Origin of the sequence: Corynebacterium sp. (assembly GCF_012838985.1) — a bacterium.
Taxonomy (GTDB): Bacteria; Actinomycetota; Actinomycetes; order Mycobacteriales; family Mycobacteriaceae; genus Corynebacterium.
In genome coordinates this window covers 1-18,921 of sequence record NZ_DUOE01000123.1, presented here as the reverse complement: position 1 = coordinate 18,921, position 18,921 = coordinate 1, and the positions used below count along the sequence as shown (strand labels likewise).

18 protein-coding genes and 1 pseudogene are annotated in these 18,921 nt (G+C 67.4%); 11 read left to right on the top strand and 8 right to left on the bottom strand.

The genetic code is table 11. The annotated features are described in order from the left end of the window. The 6 genes and pseudogenes from GXZ33_RS07180 to GXZ33_RS07155 all read left to right on the top strand — a co-directional run. Positions 1-969 (top strand): annotated as a pseudogene (locus GXZ33_RS07180) (murein biosynthesis protein MurJ); the annotation flags it as partial. A gap of 95 nt (positions 970-1,064) precedes the next feature. After that, entirely contained in the window at positions 1,065-1,634 is a 570-nt protein-coding gene (locus GXZ33_RS07175; RefSeq protein WP_291340157.1) for a sigma-70 family RNA polymerase sigma factor, read from the top strand. A 59-nt stretch (positions 1,635-1,693) separates the two neighbouring features. Beyond that, positions 1,694-2,617 (top strand): thioredoxin-disulfide reductase, encoded by a 924-nt coding sequence (gene trxB / locus GXZ33_RS07170; RefSeq protein ID WP_291340156.1) that lies wholly within the window; start codon positions 1,694-1,696, stop codon positions 2,615-2,617. 21 nt (positions 2,618-2,638) lie between these two features. Further along, positions 2,639-2,962, top strand: coding sequence for a thioredoxin (trxA, locus tag GXZ33_RS07165; RefSeq protein WP_291340155.1), 324 nt, complete (start codon positions 2,639-2,641; stop codon positions 2,960-2,962). Positions 2,963-3,049: 87 nt separating this feature from the next. Next, positions 3,050-4,219, top strand: coding sequence for an N-acetylmuramoyl-L-alanine amidase (locus GXZ33_RS07160; protein WP_291340154.1), 1,170 nt, complete (start codon positions 3,050-3,052; stop codon positions 4,217-4,219). 224 nt (positions 4,220-4,443) lie between these two features. Continuing rightward, positions 4,444-5,415 (top strand): hypothetical protein, encoded by a 972-nt coding sequence (locus tag GXZ33_RS07155; protein WP_291340153.1) that lies wholly within the window; start codon positions 4,444-4,446, stop codon positions 5,413-5,415. A 127-nt stretch (positions 5,416-5,542) separates the two neighbouring features. On the opposite strand, the gene GXZ33_RS07150 is transcribed toward GXZ33_RS07155, so the two are convergent. The 8 genes from GXZ33_RS07150 to rpmH all read right to left on the bottom strand — a co-directional run bounded on the left by GXZ33_RS07150 (position 5,543) and on the right by rpmH (position 10,682). Next, positions 5,543-6,202: a hypothetical protein gene (locus GXZ33_RS07150; protein ID WP_291340152.1), complete on the bottom strand. Its 660-nt coding sequence runs from the start codon at positions 6,200-6,202 to the stop codon at positions 5,543-5,545. Positions 6,203-6,214: 12 nt separating this feature from the next. Further along, on the bottom strand, positions 6,215-7,258 hold the full coding sequence (locus GXZ33_RS07145; protein ID WP_291340151.1) for a ParB/RepB/Spo0J family partition protein: 1,044 nt from the start codon (positions 7,256-7,258) through the stop codon (positions 6,215-6,217). Between the two features lie 5 nt (positions 7,259-7,263). Then, positions 7,264-8,142, bottom strand: coding sequence for a ParA family protein (locus GXZ33_RS07140; RefSeq protein WP_291340150.1), 879 nt, complete (start codon positions 8,140-8,142; stop codon positions 7,264-7,266). Between the two features lie 59 nt (positions 8,143-8,201). Continuing rightward, entirely contained in the window at positions 8,202-8,855 is a 654-nt protein-coding gene (rsmG, locus tag GXZ33_RS07135; protein ID WP_291340149.1) for a 16S rRNA (guanine(527)-N(7))-methyltransferase RsmG, read from the bottom strand. 73 nt (positions 8,856-8,928) lie between these two features. Further along, on the bottom strand, positions 8,929-9,894 hold the full coding sequence (yidC, locus tag GXZ33_RS07130; RefSeq protein WP_291340148.1) for a membrane protein insertase YidC: 966 nt from the start codon (positions 9,892-9,894) through the stop codon (positions 8,929-8,931). Positions 9,895-9,900: 6 nt separating this feature from the next. After that, entirely contained in the window at positions 9,901-10,155 is a 255-nt protein-coding gene (gene yidD / locus GXZ33_RS07125; protein WP_291340147.1) for a membrane protein insertion efficiency factor YidD, read from the bottom strand. Further along, positions 10,148-10,522, bottom strand: coding sequence for a ribonuclease P protein component (gene rnpA, locus GXZ33_RS07120; RefSeq protein ID WP_291340146.1), 375 nt, complete (start codon positions 10,520-10,522; stop codon positions 10,148-10,150). Before rnpA ends, yidD begins: the two co-directional genes overlap by 8 nt. A 16-nt stretch (positions 10,523-10,538) precedes the next feature. Further along, positions 10,539-10,682 carry a 50S ribosomal protein L34 gene (rpmH, locus tag GXZ33_RS07115; protein WP_015402223.1) on the bottom strand — a complete coding sequence of 48 codons (144 nt, stop codon included), beginning with the start codon at positions 10,680-10,682 and terminating at the stop codon, positions 10,539-10,541. An 838-nt stretch (positions 10,683-11,520) separates the two neighbouring features. Between rpmH and dnaA the strand changes: the two genes are divergently transcribed. The 5 genes from dnaA to gyrB all read left to right on the top strand — a co-directional run. Further along, entirely contained in the window at positions 11,521-13,179 is a 1,659-nt protein-coding gene (gene dnaA, locus GXZ33_RS07110) for a chromosomal replication initiator protein DnaA (protein ID WP_291340145.1), read from the top strand. 775 nt (positions 13,180-13,954) lie between these two features. Next, positions 13,955-15,142 carry a DNA polymerase III subunit beta gene (gene dnaN, locus GXZ33_RS07105; protein WP_291340144.1) on the top strand — a complete coding sequence of 396 codons (1,188 nt, stop codon included), beginning with the start codon at positions 13,955-13,957 and terminating at the stop codon, positions 15,140-15,142. Positions 15,143-15,153: 11 nt separating this feature from the next. Beyond that, entirely contained in the window at positions 15,154-16,311 is a 1,158-nt protein-coding gene (gene recF / locus GXZ33_RS07100; RefSeq protein ID WP_291340159.1) for a DNA replication/repair protein RecF, read from the top strand. Positions 16,312-16,342: 31 nt separating this feature from the next. After that, on the top strand, positions 16,343-16,819 hold the full coding sequence (locus tag GXZ33_RS07095; RefSeq protein WP_291340158.1) for a DciA family protein: 477 nt from the start codon (positions 16,343-16,345) through the stop codon (positions 16,817-16,819). Between the two features lie 124 nt (positions 16,820-16,943). After that, on the top strand, positions 16,944-18,921 hold a 1,978-nt coding region (gene gyrB / locus GXZ33_RS07090; RefSeq protein ID WP_291340143.1), incomplete at its 3' end, for a DNA topoisomerase (ATP-hydrolyzing) subunit B.

Sequence of the window (18,921 nt, the reverse complement as noted above, 5' to 3'; positions counted from 1 at the left end):
CCGGGCGTCGCCGGGGACATCGAGGTGCTGGCCTACCGCGCCGGCTGCCTCGTCGTCGCCGACTGGGTGCCGGGGTCCTCGCTGCGCGCCGTCGCCGAGGGCGGGAACCTCGACCCGGAGGCCGTCGCCGCGGCCCTCGTCCCGCTGGTGGAGGGCGCCGCGCAGGATCTGCCGCTGGGTCTGGACAACCACGCCCGCATCCGCATCTCCACCTCCGGCGAGGCGGTGCTGGCCTTCCCGGCGGTGCTGCCCGACGCCACCCCCGAGCGCGACCACACCTCCGTCCGGTCCATCCTGCGCCTGCTGGGCCAGGAGGACCTCCACGCGGAGACCGACCTGACGGCCCTGGCGTCGACGCTGCGGGAGCGCGGCGGCGTGGAGGAGCAGCTGGTCGTCGAGGAGGACGTCGAGCCGCTCCCCGACGAGCGCGCCGGGTTCGGCTCCAAGTCCTACTCGCGCGGTTCCACGGTGCTCATCGCGACGGTCGCGATCGGCACGGTCCTGCTCGCCGCCGCGCTGACCACCTACCTGGTGAGCGTCATCGGCGGCGACCGGGAGACGGCACCGGTCAACCCGGACTCCCTCCAGGGTTCCGCCACCGAGACCACCCCGCGTCCGCTGCCGCGGATCCAGCCCGCCACGGCCTCCGTCCCGGAGATCACCGACGGCTCGACGGACACCGTGTGGGCGGGTCAGGGCGGCGTCATGGTCTCGCTCGCCGACACCGCTGAGCTGCACACCCTGCTCATCGACTCCGCCGACTCCGCCGGGGGAACGGTCGAGGTGTACGGCCTCACGGAGGGCACCGTGGCGGACACCCCGGAGGGTCTGCCGCTGCTGGGCTCCGGTGAGCTGCGCGCGGGCCGCACGACCCTGGAGCTGGACCGGCCGATGACCGCCGGGGGAGTGCTCCTGTGGTTCCCGGCACCGGCGGAGATCGCCGAGGTCGAGGTCGTGGGTCTGCGGTAGCTCCCACCCCGGTGGGCGGGGTGTCCCGCCTGCCCGGCGGGGCCCCGGGGCATCGGTTCCAATGTCTGTGTCAGCAGCTTTTTCCGGGGGGAAAATTGGCACAGTCACAGACGGACCGGCGCCTCGTCGCCGACTACATCAGCGGGGATCTGAAGGCCTTCACGGCCATCGTCGAGAAGCACCGTGCGCGCCTGCTGTGGGTGGCGCGCCGCTACGGGCACAACGAGGATGATGCGCAGGACATCCTCCAGGAGGCGTTGTTCAAGGCGAGCTGCAGCCTCCACACGTGGCGGCACGAGTCCTCGTTGAGCACGTGGCTGCACCGCCTGGTGATGAACTCGGGGTGGGACTTCCGCAATCACCGTCGGCAGTTCGAGGTGCCCACGCTTGACGACGGCACCGTCCCCCACGACATCAACCCCCTCCTGGCCTCCGACCCGATCGGACGCACCGAGGACACGCTGCAGCTCCACGAGTCGCTCGCGCGGCTGCACCCGGACCAGCGGCGGGCGCTGTGGCTCATCGACATCGAGGGGTGGACGATCGGGCACGTCGCGAAGCGGGAGGGGGTGCGGCCCGGAACCATCAAATCGCGCCGTAACCGGGCACGTGAGGCGCTGCGCGCCGAGCTGGCGCGGGAATGTTCCGTGGTGGCGGAGCGTTGAATACGGCAGACACATAGACTTGCGCTGAGTAAGCCGTACGTACCACAGGAGATATCTGAATGACCGTCCATGACGTCGCCATCATCGGTTCCGGCCCCGCCGGCTACACCGCCGCCATCTACGCCGCGCGCGCGGAGCTCAAGCCCATCATGTTCGAGGGCTACGAGTACGGCGGTTCGCTGATGAACACCACCGACGTGGAAAACTTCCCCGGCTTCCAGGACGGCATCATGGGCCCGGACCTGATGATGCAGATGCGGGGCCAGGCCGAGCGTTTCGGCACCGAGATGCACATGGAGCTGGTGGACAAGGTCGAACTCGACGGTCCCGTGAAGAAGATCCACGTGGGCGATGAGGTCCATGAGGCCCGCACCGTCATCCTCGCCACCGGCGCCGCCCCGCGTCTGCTGGGTGTCCCGGGTGAGAGCGAGCTGATGGGCCGCGGCGTGTCCTCGTGCGCGACCTGCGACGGCTTCTTCTTCAAGGGCCAGGAGATCGCGGTCATCGGTGGCGGTGACTCCGCGATGGAGGAGGCCACCTTCCTGACCAAGTTCGCCGACAAGGTGACCATCGTGCACCGTCGTGAGGAGTTCCGCGCGTCCGCCATCATGCTGGAGCGCGCCAAGGCCAACGAGAAGATCGAGTGGGCCCTGAACAAGACGGTCGACCACGTCATCGAGGCGGACAACAAGGTCGCCGGCATCATGCTCAAGGACACGATCACGGGTGAGCTCTCCGAGCTGCCGGTCGCCGCGATGTTCGTCGCCATCGGCCACGACCCGCGTTCGGAGTTCCTCGACGGCCAGGTCGCCCTCAAGGAGGGCGGCTACGTCAAGGTCACCGAGCCCTCCACCGCGACCTCCGTCCCGGGTGTCTTCGCCTGCGGCGATCTGGTCGACGACCACTACCAGCAGGCCGTCACCGCCGCGGGCTCCGGTTGCCGCGCCGCGATCGACGCTGAGCACTATCTCGCAGCACTCTAAGCTAACTGTAAGGAGAATCACATGAGCAATGTCATTGAGGTCACCCAGGCCAACTTCCGCGAAGTGGTCATCGAGTCCGACAAGCCCGTCATCGTCGATTTCTGGGCGGAATGGTGCGGCCCCTGCAAGAAGCTGAGCCCCGTCTTGGACGAGGTAGCAGCGGAATTGGGCGACACCGTCACCGTCGCGAAGGTCAACGTCGACGAGGAGCGCACCCTGGGCGCCATGTTCCAGATCATGTCGATCCCGGCGGTCCTCTACTTCAAGGACGGCGAGAAGGTCGACGAATTCATCGGCGTCCGACCCCGCTCCCACATCATGGCGAAGCTGGAACCGCTGCTCTAACTGGTAGCCTGAGAGCCTACGTGCAGCACCGGCCGACTCCTGACGGCTGGGATAGGATCTGTAGCATCTGACCCTGGAAGGAGCGCCGTGACCAAGACGTTTCGCGTTGGTGACCGCAGCCCACGGGTGGCGGAGGCCCGTTCCACCCTCGCCCGCCTGGGCCTTCTGCCCGGCTACGAGCCGGACCTCTCGGACAAGTACGCCGAGGAGGACAAGCTTTTCGACGACAGCCTGTCCCACGTCCTCAAGGCCTTCCAGCAGTCCCGTGGCATCGTGCCGTCCGGCAACATCGACGACATGACGCTGCGGGAGCTCCGCCACGCGTCCTACGAGCTGGGCAACCGCGTCCTGTCCTACCAGCCGAACAACGAACTGGTCGGCGACGACGTCACCCAGCTCCAGGACCAGCTGCAGGAGCTGGGCTTCTACTCCCACCGCATCGACGGCCACTTCGGCCCCGGCACCTACGAGGCACTGGCGAACTTCCAGCTCAACTCCGGCCTCCAGGACGACGGCGTGTGCGGCCCCGAGACCATCCGGGCCCTCAAGCTCCTCGGCCGACGCATCACCGGCGGCAGCCCCCACGCGATCCGCGAGCGGGAGCAGGTGCGCAACGCCGGCCCCATGCTCGCCGGCAAGCGCGTGGTCATCGACCCCGCACTCGGCGGCACCCACAAGGGCCACGTCGTGCAGGGCCCCTACGGCCAGATCACGGAGGAGGAGATCATCTGGGATCTCGCCTCCCGCATCGAGGGCCGCATGATCGCCGCCGGCATGGAGACCATCAAGTCCCGCCCGCGCATGGACAACCCGTCCGCGACCGCGCGCGCCGACGTCGCCAACGCCTTCGGGGCCGACCTCATCATCTCCCTCAAGTGCGACCACTACCCGAACGAGAAGGCCAACGGCATCGCCACCTTCTACTTCGGTTCCGACACCGGCAACAGCTCCCTGACCGGCGAGACCCTCTCCGGCTACATCCAGCGCGAGATCGTCGCCCGCACCAACCTGCAGAACTGCGGCAACCACGCCCGCACCTGGGAGATGCTCCGGTTCACGCAGGCCCCGACCGTCGAGGTCGTCGCCGGTTACCTCTCCAACCCGGGTGACGTCGCGCAGCTGACCGACCCGGCCGTGCGGGACGCGATGGCCGAGGCCGTCGTCGTCGCCGTGAAGCGCCTCTACCTGCTGGACCGCGACGACGCCCCGACCGGCACCTACAAGTTCGCCGAGCTGCTGCGGGCCGAGCAGGCCTGAACTCTACGTTCGAAACCACATGTTCGGACCGGGACTGGTCCCGAACCTGCTGAGAGCCCTCAGGCGCCCTCTCGACCATGTCTGTCCGCGCTTAGCAGGCGCCGCCCGCCGCAGCAACCACCGTCCCTGCCGACCTGTGGATAAACCCCACCCATCCACAGGCACAGGTGCGCCCCGACCGCCCCGACTGTCGCCGACGGCCCTCTTGCTCCACGCTGGCAGGCATGACACCTGACTGGAAAGACACCCACCGCCTCGTCCTCCTGCGCCACCTGCCCTACGACAGTCCGGAGATCCGCGACCGGCTGTCCTCCGGGACCCTGCTCCGCCTGACCAGCGAGGTGGCCGTCCCCGCCGACCACTACCGCAACCTGCCGCCCTGGGGGCAGGCGGAGGCCCGGGCCGCGGCGGTGGGCCTGACGGTGGACAAGGGGGTGGTGGCGGGCAAGGCGGCGGCGCGGTTGTGGGGGGTGGAGCTGCTGCACGTCGAGAAGGAGGTGGAGGTGCAGCTGCCGGGCCGGGCCCGCGCGAGCGGCCGCCGCACCTGGACGACGGGCGCCCGCTACCGCTCCGTCATCCTCCCGGACCGGTACCACACGGTGGAGCGCGGTATCCGCGTCACCACGCCCATGCGTTGCCTGCTGGACATAGCGCGGCATGAATCCCCGTATGAGGCGGTCGTGGCGCTCGATTCCGCACGGCGTCTCTGGCCGGGGCTCACGGTCGACGTCATCCGGCGGGACATCGCCCTGATGGGTCCGGTCCGCAACGGGGCGAAGTTCCACGCGGCGCTGGAGCGCTCGCTTCCGGGCATCGGCAGCCCCTGGGAGACGCTGGCGCGTCTTCTGCTTCTCGACGCCGCCCTCCCCGCCATCCACACCATCGAGACCCAGGTCGGGTTCCGCGACCCGCTCACCGGCCGGAGCTACTTCGTGGACATCCTCATCAACGGGTGGCTCGTGCTGGAGGTGGACGGCCGGAGCAAGTACCGGGGTGCGTACGGGGACGACCCGGCCACGGTGGTCCTCGCCGAGCGGGACCGCGAGAAGGCCCTGCAGAACCTGGGTCGGGTGGTGCTCCGGGTGGGTAAGAGCGAGCTGAGCGACGGGGGAGCGGGGGAGTGCACGATGCTGCAGATGGTGCGGCGGGCGCTCCACAGCTTCACCGCCCCGGACTCCCTGCCCCGGGCCGTCTAGTTCGAGACCACATCCGCAGAATTCACATCCCCGGATCCGCGCCTGCCGGCCGTCGAGAAGTTCGAGACCACTCCTCCTCCGAACATCTCCTTCCGAACGTGCGGGCGCGGGCGGGGCGCGGGCGGGGCTACGCCAGCACGCGGTCGAAGAGCTCCTCCACCGCGGCCAGCGAGAGCAGGTCGTACGGCGGCGGCAGCTCCAGGCGCAGGCGCGGCAGCACGGGGTGGTCGGCCACCACCTGGAAGCCCGCGGACTCGAGGACGGAGACGGACATGAGGCCGATCTCGGAGGCGGAGCGCAGGATGGTGCCGACGGGGCCTTCGAGGAGCTCGTCGACGTCGGCACGCAGGAAGAAGTCCTCGCGCCAGCCGAAGGCCTCGACGGCGGTGGCGTCGCTGTCGACGAGGTGCATGATGGTGGCGTCGAGAAGCACTGATTCGAGCCCGACGCCGGCGAGCGCCCGGTCGATGAACAGGGACGTGAGCACCTCGGCGTCCTCGGAGACGGGGGCGGTGGGGAGTTGGGCGCAGCCGGGGGCGTAGTCACGCGAGCACCACAGGACGGTGGCGACGGCGCGTTCGTGCGTCGAACGTTCCAGGGAGTAGCCGCAGGGGCCGTAGTTCAGCAGCGTGGTGGTGAGCCAGGCCTCCTTCTCGAAGGAGGGGTCACCGGAGCTGGTGACCAGGGAGGCGGCGTCGGGGTCGAGTTCCCAGAAGATCGACCGCCCGGCCTGCGGGTGGATGCGGCCGATGGTCTCCTGGCTGACGGGGATCAGGGTGGCGAACACGACCCTGCGTCCTCAGTCGCGGCCTTCGATGAGGCCGAGGATGCGCTGGAAGTCGTCCTCATCGCCGAATTCGACGACCATGCGGCCCTTGCCGCGTCCCATGGTGACGGTGACGCGGGTGTCCCAGGTGTCGCCGAGGCGGGTGGCCGCCTGGGTGAAGAAGGCGGGCTGCTCGACGGGCTCCGGCTTGCGGCGCTCCGGTTCGTCCTCGCCCCGGTTGAGCAGGGTGACGGCCTCCTCGGTGGCGCGGACGGACAGGCCCTCGGCGACGACGCGGTCGGCGAGCTCCTCCATGGCAGCGGGGCCGCCGGCCTTGAGGCCGAGGAGGGCGCGGGCGTGTCCGGCGGAGAGCACTCCGGCGGCGACGCGGCGCTGCACGGGCACGGGCAGGGCGAGGAGGCGGATGGTGTTGGTGATCACCGGGCGGGAGCGGCCGAGGCGCTGGGCGAGCTCGGCCTGGGTGACGTCGAACTCCTCGAGGAGCTGCTGGTAGGCGGCGGCCTCTTCCAGCGGGTTGAGCTGGACGCGGTGGATGTTCTCCAGCAGGGCGTCGCGGAGCATGGCGCCGTCGTCGGTGCTGCGGACGATGGCGGGGATGGTGCTCAGGCCGGCGCGTCCGGCGGCACGCCAGCGGCGCTCACCCATGACGAGTTCATAGCCGTCGGCGACCTCGCGCACGACGATGGGCTGCATGAGCCCGAACTCGCGGATGGAGTGGACCAGCTCGGCGAGGGCCTCCTCGTCGAAGACGCTCCGGGGCTGCTGCGGATTGGGGACGATCTCCGAGAGGGGGATCTCCCGGTAGGTCGCGCCCGGGTCGGTCGCGGGCTTCGGCTGCTTCGCGACGTCCCCCGGCGTCGGCCCCGTGCCCGGCAGTCCGGGCTTCGGGGCACCGGCCACGGGCTTGCGGTCCTTGTTGGCGCGGGCACCCTTGGTGCCGCCGAGGATGACGTCCGCGGCGCCGTCGCCGAGGCGGGGGGAGGAGGGCGTGGGAGAGGAGGGGATCAGGGCGGCGAGGCCGCGGCCGAGTCCACCCTTACGGGGCTCCTGGTTCATGACGCCTACCTTTCTGATTCAAGCTGCTTGGCTGTCTCGGGGCTGACACCGATGGGTCCGGTGGATTCGACGGGCTGGTAGTCACCGCGGGAGGCGAACTCCTGCGCTGCGGCGAGGTAGGCGACCGCGCCGCGGGAGAAGGGCTCGTAGGTGAGGACGGTCTGGCCGTAGCCGGGAGCCTCGGAGACCTTTACCGAGCGGGGGATGACGGTGCCCAGGACGACGTCGCCGAAGTGGGCGCGGACCTCGGTGGCGACCTGCTCGGAGAGCTTCGTGCGCGCGTCGAACATGGTGAGCAGGATCGCGGAGATGTGGAGGTTGGTGTTGAGGTGCTGCCGGATCATCGAGATGTTGTTGAGCAGCTGGCCGACGCCCTCGAGTGCGTAGTACTCGCACTGGATGGGGATGAGGACCTCGTCGACGGCGGTCATCGCGTTGATGGTGAGCAGGCCGAGGGACGGCGGGCAGTCGATGATGACGTAGTCGAAGCCGTGCTCGTCGAGGAAGCCGGAGGCGCGCAGGGCGTCGTGGAGGCGGTACTCGCGGCGCACGAGGGACACGAGCTCGATCTCCGCGCCGGCCAGGTCGATGGTGGCGGGGATGCAGAAGATGCTGTCACCGGCGGTGGACTGCTGGACGGCGTCGGCCGCGGTGGCCTCGCCGATGAGCAGTTCGTAGCTGGAGGTGGTGCCGGAGGTGTGCTCCACCCCGAGCGCCGTGGAGGCGTTGCCCTGCGGGTCGAGGTCGACGACGAGCACTTTCGCCCCGTTCACCGCCAGACCGGCGGCGAGGTTGACGGAGCTGGTGGTTTTGCCGACGCCACCCTTCTGGTTGGCGACCGTAATGAGACGCGGCACGTCCGGCTTCGGCAACTGGTCAACCATGTTTTCCGACCCGACCTCTTCCTCAACTGTGAAACTGTTTCTGTCTAGCCTTCCCTACCTTAGTGCACGCGGGGAATCCTGATGACCGTCGTCGGCTCTTCGAGCAGTTCGGCGCCGACGGTGCGGATGTCTGCCTTCCCGCCGCCGGCCTTCCTGATCTGCACTCCGTCGCGTTCCAGCTCCTCACCCACGGAGGATCCCTTCATGGCGATCATCTCGCCGCCCCTGCGGACCAGCGGCAGGGACCAGCCGGCGAGCTTGCCCAGCGGGGCGACGGCGCGGGAGGTGACGATGTCCACACCTTCGCCCAGTGCCTCGCGGACCTGCTTCTCCTCGGCGCGGCCGCGGATGACGGTGACGTTGGGCAGGCCGAGCAGGTCGACGACCTCCTGCAGGTACACCGAACGCTTGAGCAGCGGCTCGATGAGCGTGATGTCGAGGTCGGGGCGGGCGATGGCCAGGGGGATGCCGGGCAGGCCGGCGCCGGAGCCGACGTCGGCGACGCGGACGCCGTGGGGCATAGCCTGGCCGATGACGGCGCAGTTGAGGATGTGCCGGTCCCACAGGCGGGGGACCTCGCGGGGGCCGATGAAGCCGCGGACGGAGCCGTCGGTGGCCAGGGAGCGGTGGTAGGCCTCGGCAAGCGGGAGCCTCTCGCCGAAGATCTCGGAGGCGACGGCGGGTGCGGGCGGCAGCTCGGGGGTCTCACTCATGTCTCACAACGATACAGCCACCGGGAACCCTGGTCGGGTTCGCGGTGGCTGTGGGATGCGGAGCGGGGAGAGGTTACTTCTTCATCCGCTTCTTCTTCGCGCCGGCACGGGCGCCCGGGGCGGGGGCCGTGGTGCGCTGGAGGGCGCGGCGAGCCTCCTCCTCGGCCTCCTCCTCGCGGTCCATCTGGGCGAAGAGGACACGCTGCTGGAAGAAGGTCCACACGTTGTTGGACATCATGTAGAACAGCAGGCCGATGTGCCACAGGAAGCCGGTGAACAGGATGGTGGCGGGCATGACCCACAGCATCATCTTGTTCATCATGCCCATCTGCATGGCCATCATGTCGGCGTTGTCGCCGGTCGGGGCGGCCTGCTTGCCGGAGGCCAGGCGGGCCTTCTGGCGGTCGATGGACATGCGGGCGTTGAAGTGGGTGGCCACGGCGATGATGATCGCCAGGGGTGCGGCCACCAGGATGATGTCGGTGCGGGTGAAGTCGACCGGCTGGAACGCCTGGTACATGTCCTGCGGCATGGAGATGTAGGAGGACAGCGGGACGCCGAAGAAGCGGGCGTCGATGAAGGACTGGACCTCGTCCACGCCGAAGATGTAGTTCGGGGTGTTCCGGTTCTGCTCGATGCTCATGCCGAGCTGGCCGACGCCCTCACCGGTGCGGTTGAAGGAACGCAGCACGTGGAACAGTCCGAGGAAGACGGGGATCTGCACGAGCATCGGCAGGCAGCCCAGGACGGGGTTGACGCCCATCTCCTTCTGGATCTTGCGCGTCTCCTCCATCATCTTCTGCTGGTCGTTCTTGTACTTGGTGCGGATCTCAGCCATCTTCGGCTGCATCTCCTGCATCTTGCGGCTGGAACGCAGCTGGTTCTGGGTCGGCTTGAACATGATGGCCTTGATCGTGAACGTGAGGAACACGATCGCCAGCACCCAGGTGATGCCGAGGTCCGGGTCCAGCACAAAGCTGAACACCTTGTGCCAGAACCACAGGATGGCCGAGATCGGCCAGTAGATGAAGTTGAGCACTGTGTGTCAGGACTCCTTGATATCGGTTTTTTCAGGGACGGGATCGTACCCGCCCGGATGCCATGGTCCGCACTTGCTCAGCCGGGCCAACGCCATGACGAACCCCTTCACTGCCCCGTGTCCACGGACAGCACCCAACGCATAGGAGCTGCAGGTCGGTTCGAAACGGCAGGACGACCCCATCTTAAGGGGGGACACATGCTTTTGGTAGAAGAGCACCATGGACTCGAGGCCCCGCGCGGCGGGGGAGAGCCTACGCATCCAGTGCCCCCAGGCGTGTGAGGGCTCTGCGCATGTCCTTCTCGAGGGTGCTTGACGACGCCGTCCCCGACGCCGGCAACGCGCGCACCACGAGGTCGGTGGTGGGCGGGAGGACGTCGAAAAGCGAGGCGCACACGTGACGAAGCCGCCGGGAGGTGCGGTGACGGATCACCGCATTCCCGACGGCCTTGGAGACGATGAGCCCGACGCGGGGGCCACCCTGGTGAACAGGGACGGCTCCGGCGTCGGGCCCGGTCCGGCGGTCCAGGAGATGGACCACCACGGTGCGGCTCCCGGCGCGGCGTCCACGCTTCATCGTCCGGCTGAAGTCAGTCGGCGACGTGAACTTGTGCTGCTTCGGAAGCACCGTTGGTGCTGCTTAATTAAGCGGTCAGCTTGGCGCGGCCCTTACGGCGACGCGCCGAGACGATTGCGCGACCTGCACGGGTGCGCATACGGGTACGGAAGCCGTGCACGCGTGCGCGACGACGGTTGTTCGGCTGGAACGTCCGCTTGCCCTTTGCCACGGTTGTTCTCCTCTGTGTGACGCGGCCGGCCGTACGGGTCCGGCGGGGCCGCTGAAATTTTCATGACGGATTGAGATGCCAGCAGGTGGCGTGCTGCGTCCGCACTGACGCGCGGCGGGTGCCGCGGCCCGGTGATCCGGTGCCGACGCTGCTCTCACACACATCCGCCGGTGCGGTCCCTGGGGAGGGCGCATCCGGCGGTGTGACAGACCATCACAGACTACGCGAGCCGGGGGCGTTCGAACAAATTGACTTTTCGACGTGTCGTGGGGCACGGCGTGGGGGCACCTGAAATTACAATGCTGGAATTTTGGGCGGTTCACCGGGCAGTTCGCCTGTTTCCGCAGCGGCGCGCGCGGGTGCACGCGACGGCGCCGGCTGCTCCACGAATGCGGTCCGGCGTTCGATGGACACCGCCCCCGGGGGTTGGGTAACAATGAAGAGACTCACAAGAAATCACAGAATATCCACCAACAGCCCTGTGGATAACCATCAAGATAAGATTGAGGGTTACCCGGAGGGCTCGCATTTCCGCAGGTGAAAGCGGTAATTTTTCCGAATCGTGTTATCCACAGGTTCTAGACTAGGCTGTGGAAAGAATCGGTCGGCGGAATTATCCACACCTGTGGACAACTCTGTGGATGGCAAGGTAGCGGCCCTTTCCCCCTGGGGGATGGCCTGTGAACAGATGCGACGCACTACCTCCCGCCAGGCACGACCTCAGCGCGTCGCAGCACCTGTTTTCAGCAGGGACAGCAGGCGTTTTGTGATGCCCGTCACTTTTGCGCCGGTGGTCCCGAATCGCCCGACGAGACCTCAAGAAGGAGCCACCCTCAACGTGACAGATCAGCAACAGTCACTCGCCGAAGCCTGGCAGGCGATCAAGGCGGAGCTCCTGGACCAGTCGGAGCGCTCGGACTCCAGCATCCCCACCTTCACCCACCAGCAGCGGGCCTTCCTCGGCCTCGTCCAGCCGATCGTCCTCGTCGACGGTTACGCCGTGCTGGCCACCCCGCACGCCATGGCCAAGCAGGTCATCGAGGATGATTTCGGCCCGCACATCGTGAAGGTGCTCTCCGAACGCACCGGCCGCCCCTGCAGCCTGGCGGTCTCGATCCAGCCGGAGGCCATGCCGGCCGCCCCGGAGCCGACCGCTCCCGTGACACCCCCGGCCCCGCCTGCCCCACCGGCGCCTCCGACGACTCCGGTGCAGCAGGGCCCGATCCAGACCACGGTCCCGGGTGTGCAGGAGCGCATCCCGGACCACCACCTGGGCTGGGACACCTCGCACACCTCCGCGCCCGTGACGCCGCCGGCCCCGGCGCAGCCCGTGCCCCCGCCGCCGCCGATCCAACCCCAGTACACGCAGGTCACGGCGCCGCAGCATCAGCAGCACTCCGCACCGGTGTACCACCAGGGGCAGCGTCTGCCGCGTGAGACGCCGGCGCACGACCCGAACCGCGACAAGTCGCTCAACCCGAAGTACACGTTCGAGAACTTCGTCATCGGTTCCTCGAATCGTTTCGCCAACGGCGCGGCCGTCGCGGTCGCGGAGAACCCGGCCCGCGCCTACAACCCCCTGTTCATCTGGGGTGGCTCGGGCCTGGGCAAGACGCACCTGCTGCACGCGGCGGGCAACTATGCGCAGGTCCTGCAGCCGGGTCTGCGGGTGAAGTACGTCTCCAGTGAGGAATTCACTAACGACTACATCAACTCCGTGCGCGATGACCGGCAGGAATCCTTCAAGCGGCGCTACCGCAACCTCGACATCCTCATGGTCGATGACATCCAGTTCCTGGAAGGTAAGGAAGGCACGCAGGAGGAGTTCTTCCACACCTTCAACGCCCTGCACCAGGCCGACAAGCAGATCATCCTGTCCTCGGACCGTCCGCCGAAGCAGCTGACCACCCTGGAGGACCGCCTGCGCACCCGTTTCGAGGGTGGACTGATCACGGACATCCAGCCGCCGGACCTGGAGACCCGCATCGCCATCCTGGAGAAGAAGGCCCAGGCCGACGGCACGCACGTCGACCGCAGCGTGCTGGAGCTCATCGCCTCGCGTTTCGAGTCCTCCATCCGTGAGCTCGAGGGCGCCCTCATCCGTGTCTCCGCGTACTCCTCGCTGATCAACGAGCCGATCAACCAGGAGATGGCCGAGATCGCGCTGCGCGACATCCTCCCGGACGCCGCGGACGTCGAGATCACGGCCTCCACCATCATGGAGGTCACCTCCGACTACTTCGGGATCACCCTGGACACCCTCACCGGTGCCGGCAAGACCCGGGCCGTCGCGCACGCACGTCAGCTGGCGATGTACCTGTGCCGCGAGCTCACCGACCTCTCCCTGCCGAAGATCGGCCAGGAGTTCGGCGGCAAGGACCACACCACCGTCATGTACGCCGACCGCAAGATCCGCAAGGAGATGACCGAGAAGCGTGACACCTACGACGAGATCCAGCAGCTGACGCAGCTCATCAAGAACCGCGGTCGAGGTTAGACACAACTTCTCGACGTTCCGACGCCCCGCCCATCACCCGATGCGCGGGGCGTCGCTGATTCCGGGTCCCGCCCCGCCCGCCTCGCGCTACAAGTTCGGAATGACATGTTCGGGAGCTCCCGGCCACAGCCCGACGCGTTCGAGAGGAGTAGTGGTCCCGAACATGTCATTCCGGCGGTGGCCCGACCCGAATGACAAAACCCGCCACGGCCCCGAAAATGTGTCATTCGCTCCCGAGGCCCGGCCCGCCAGGCCCCTGAACAGGCACGATGCGACGCGGAAAAGTTACTCACAGGGCTATCCACACCTGTGTAATTACACTCTTGTAATTCGGAGAGATTAGTCACAGTGTGACGGCCAGCACAATAGTCCGCACCCCTGTGGATAACCGCGTTTTCGCTGTTGAGAAGCGGTGAATGGATTCGACCCTCCTGTGGATAAGTCCGGAAGGGCGGAAGTTATCCACAATTGCCCAGAGTTATCCACAAGTTATCCACAGGCAGAATCACACGGCGGATTCGGTCGACTACCTTGTGATTCGACCCTCCATCCACAGGTTGCACAGGACCTACTGCTCTTACTCTCTTTCAAACTTGTAATTTCTCAAGAAGAAAGAGGATGTGGGGAGAACGGACCGGAGCCGAGCTCCGGGAGGTGCCCGGACCCGGCTGAGACGAATTACAAGAGTTCGATCGCCGGGAACGGTCAGGTACGTTGGAGTTTGTTATTCAGGGTCCGCAGCGACGGATCACAAGTTTTTGAGGAGCCCGAAAGCATGGAGTCACAAGCAGTGTCGTTCCGGGTGGTCAGAGATGATCTGGCCAACGCGGTGGCGTGGGTCGCCAGGAATCTGCCCACCAAGGTCACGCAGCCGGTCCTGCGAGCCATGCTCATCACTGCGGATGACAACGGTCTGGAGTTCGCCGGCTTCGACTACGAGGTGTCGACGCGGGTGAAGATCGCCGCGGAGATCGGCGACCAGGGGCGGATCGCGGTGGCGGGCAAGCTCATCTCGGAGATTGTCAGCAACCTGCCGAACAAGCCGGTCGAGCTCCGCGTCGAGGGTTCCAAGGCACTCCTGTCCTGTGGTTCCTCCCGCTTCGAGCTGCCGCTCATCCCGCTGGATGACTACCCGCAGATCCCGACGCTGCCGGAGGTCACCGGCACGATCCACCCGGCCTTGTTCTCCGAGGCGGTCACCCAGGTGGCCACCGCCGCCGGCAAGGATGACACCCTGCCGATGCTCACCGGTGTGCACATGGAGATCACCGGCAACCAGGTGAAGCTGGCCGCCACGGACCGTTTCCGTCTGGCGCTGCGCACCTTCGAGTGGGATCCGGCGTCCCCGGACGTCGAGGCGAAGCTGCTGGTCCCGGCGAAGACGCTGCTGGACAACGCCCGCACCCTCGATCAGAGCGTGAACAACCCGGTGGAGATCGCCGTCGGCACGGGTGAGCAGATCGGCGCCGCCGGACTGTTCGGCATCCACACCGACTCCCGGGAGACCACCACCCGCATGCTCGACGCGGACTTCCCGAACATCCAGCCGCTGCTTCCGAAGACGCACACGTCGGTCGCCAGCGTGGAGATCGCCCCGCTGCAGGAGGCCATCCGCCGCGTCAGCCTGGTCACCGAGCGCAACGCGCAGATCCGGATGCAGTTCACCGAGGGGGAGCTCATCCTCTCGGCCGGCGGGCTGGATTCCGGCCACGCCGAGGAGCGTCTGCCCTGTGCCTTCGCGGGCAAGGATGAGCTGGTCATCGCCTTCAACCCGGGTTACCTGCGGGACGGTCTGTCCGTGATCCACACCAACCGTGTGGTCTTCGGGTTCACCGAGCCTTCGCGCCCGGCGATCCTCGTCCCGGACCCGGAGGAGCTGCCGGAGCCGGACGCGGAGGGCATCTTCCCGACCCCGGAGACGGAGTTCACCTACCTGCTCATGCCGGTGCGCCTGCCCGGATAGGTGGGTGGCTCATCTACATCAGGACGCTTGACCTGCGGGATTTCCGCAGCTGGCCGGAGCTGACGCTCGAGCTTGAACCGGGGATCACCCTGTTCGTCGGGCGTAACGGCTTCGGCAAGACGAACATCGTCGAGGCGGTGGGGTACACCGCCCACCTGGCCTCCCACCGCGTCTCCCACGACGCGCCGCTGGTGCGGCAGGGGGCGCCCAACGCCCGCGTCTCGACGACCGCCGTCAACCACGGCCGCGAACTGACGACCCACCTGCTCATCAAGCCGCACGCCGCGAATCAGGCGCAGATCAACCGGACCCGTCTGAACTCCCCGCGTGAGCTGCTCGGGGTGGTGCGGACCGTGTTGTTCGCGCCGGAGGACCTGGCGCTCATCAAGGGGGAGCCGGCGGAGCGACGCCGCTACCTGGATGACATCATCGCCACCCGCAGCCCGCGGCTGGCCGGGGTGAAGGCCGACTACGACAAGGTCCTGCGCCAGCGGAACGCGCTGCTCAAGTCGGCGAACGCCGCGCTGCGCCGCGGGTACCGGGACGCCGACGGGGCCGGCGCCCTGGCCACGCTCGACGTGTGGGACGGGCAGCTCGCCGGGCACGGCGCGCAGGTCATCGCGGCCCGGCTCACCCTCGTGGAGGAACTGGGGCCGCTGGTCACGGAGGCCTACGCGGGGATCGCCCCGGAGTCCCGGCCGGCGCGGGTGGAGTACCGGGGGACGGTGGCGTCGACAAGCAATGACGTGGAGCTCCTCGAGGCGGAGATGCTCGCGGAGCTCGGCCGGGGACGGCAGCGTGAGATCGAACGCGGCATGTCGCTGGTCGGGCCGCACCGCGATGACCTGCTGCTCCACCTCGGCGATGCGCCGGCGAAGGGTTTCGCCTCGCACGGGGAGACGTGGAGTTACGCGATCGCGCTGCGGCTGGCGGAGTTCACGCTGCTGCGGCGCGAGGGCTCGGATCCGGTGCTCGTGCTGGATGACGTGTTCTCGGAGCTCGACGCGAAGCGCCGCGAGAAGCTCGTCGATCTGGCGGCGGACGCGGAGCAGGTGCTCATCACCGCGGCGGTCGACGCCGATCTGCCGCCGAACATCACCGCGGCGGCGAAGAAGCACCTGGTCACGGTGCGTGACACGGAGGAGGGCCGGATCAGTGAGCTCGGGTGAGCAGGACCCGGTCCAGGCCGCCTTCGAGGCCATGCAGAAGGCCGCGAAGCAGCGCGGCGCCACGCCCCTGCCGCCGCGGAGGCCACAGAAGAAGACGACCCCGCCGCGGCTGGGACGGCCGACGGGCAAGGACGGACGCCGGCGTCGGAGGCCGCTGGAGGTCGACACGTTCGGGTCGTTGCTGGGCACGGAGATCCGGCGCCGCGGCTGGGAGAAGGACATCGCGGGTGGCTGGGTGTTCGGCAACTGGGAGGAACTGGTCGGCCCGAAGATCGCGCAGCACACCACGGTGGAGATGGTGAAGGACCGGAAACTGTTCATCACGTGTGATTCGACGGCCTGGGCGACGAATCTGCGGATGATGCAGCGGCAGATCCTCCAGGTGATCGCGGAGAAGGTCGGCCCGAACATCATCGTGGAACTGAAGATCTTCGGACCGCGGGCCCCGAGTTGGCGCAAGGGGCCGCTCCACGTCAAGGGACGCGGTCCGCGCGACACCTACGGATAGGTGCTTTCCCCCGAAAACGCGCGAGAACGGCCCTCCGACGCGCGCGACCCCTTCCCTGGTAGTGACCCCCGCAGTGTAGACTGGTGAGGTCTGATATCAATCTAGCGAGGAGATCTCGTTTCACGTGGCTAACGCTGAACACCAGTACGACGCGTCATCGATCACGATCCTCGAGGGCCTCGAAGCTGTCCGCAAGCGCCCCGGCATGTACATCGGTTCGACCGGTCCGCGCGGCCTGCACCACCTGGTGTGGGAGGTCGTGGACAACTCCGTCGATGAGGCGATGGCCGGTCACGCGAGCAAGGTCGAGGTGACCCTGCTGGCCGACGGTGGCGTCCAGGTCGTCGATGACGGCCGTGGCATCCCCGTCGAGATGCACCCCTCCGGCGCTCCGACCGTCCAGGTCGTCATGACCCAGCTGCACGCCGGCGGCAAGTTCGACTCCGACTCCTACGCGGTGTCCGGTGGTCTCCACGGCGTCGGCATCTCCGTGGTCAACGCCCTGTCGACCCATCTTGAGGCCGACATCAAGCGCGACGGCAAGCACTGGATCCAGAACTTCAACAACTCCGTGCCGGATGAGCTCATCGAGGGCGGCAACGCCCGGGGCACCGGCACGACCATCCGGTTCTGGCCGGACCCGGAGATCTTCGAGACCACCGACTTCGACTACGACACGATCTCGCGTCGTCTGCAGGAGATGGCCTTCCTCAACAAGGGCCTGACCATCACCCTCAAGGACGAGCGCGTCACCGAGGAGCAGCTCGAACTCGAGGCCATCGCGGAGGAGGGCGACACCGCCCAGCTCATCGACGGCCCCAGCTTCGACGACACCGACGTCGAGGAGGCTCCCGCCGGCGAGGCCCCGAAGCCGCCGAAGAAGCGGGAGAAGAAGGTCACGTACCACTACCCGGAGGGGCTGGTCGACTACGTCAACCACCTCAACAAGGGCAAGAACGTCATCCACCCGTCGATCGTCGGTTTCGACGCCAAGGGTGAGGGCCACGAGGTCGAGATCGCGATGCAGTGGAACTCCGGTTACAAGGAGTCCGTCCACACCTTCGCCAACACGATCAACACCCACGAGGGCGGCACCCACGAGGAGGGCTTCCGTTCCGCGCTGACCTCCCTGATGAACAAGTACGCGCGTGAGCACCGCCTCATCAAGGACAAGGACCCGAACCTCACCGGTGAGGACTGCCGTGAGGGTCTCGCCGCCGTCGTGTCCGTGCGTGTGACGGACCCGCAGTTCGAGGGCCAGACGAAGACGAAGCTCGGCAACACCGAGATCCGTTCCTTCGTGCAGCGCATGGCCAACGAGCACGTCGCCATGTGGCTGGACGCCAACCCGGCGGAGGCCAAGGCCATCGTCAACAAGGCGGTCGCCTCCTCGCAGGCGCGTATTGCGGCGCGTAAGGCCCGTGAGCTGGTGCGTCGCAAGTCCGCCACCGACCTCGGCGGTCTGCCGGGCAAGCTGGCCGACTGCCGTTCGAAGGATCCGGGCGTCTCCGAGCTCTACATCGTGGAGGGTGACTCGGCCGGTGGTTCCGCCAAGGCCGGCCGAGACTCGCTCTACCAGGCGATCCTTCCGCTGCGCGGCAAGATCCTCAACGTGGAGAAGGCCCGCCTCGACCGTGTGCTGAAGAACGCCGAGGTCCAGGCGATCATCACGGCGCTGGGCACGGGTATCAACGAGGAGTTCGACATCTCGAAGCTCCGCTACCACAAGATCGTCCTCATGGCCGATGCCGACGTCGACGGCCAGCACATCCGCACACTGCTTCTGACCTTGCTGTTCCGCTTCATGAAACCGCTGGTCGAGGGCGGACACGTATACCTGGCCCAGCCGCCGCTCTACAAGATCAAGTGGGACGCGCGTGGAACCGACGCCGACTACGCCTTCTCCGACGCCGAACGCGACCGCATCGTCGAGGACGGCATCGCGCAGGGCAAGAGGGACCCGCGCCCGCGTGACCTGGTCCAACGATTCAAGGGGCTGGGTGAGATGAACGCGAATGAACTGTGGGAGACCACCCTCGATCCGACGGTGCGCATCCTGCGCCGCGTCGACCTCGAGGACGCCCAGCGCGCCGACGAGCTCT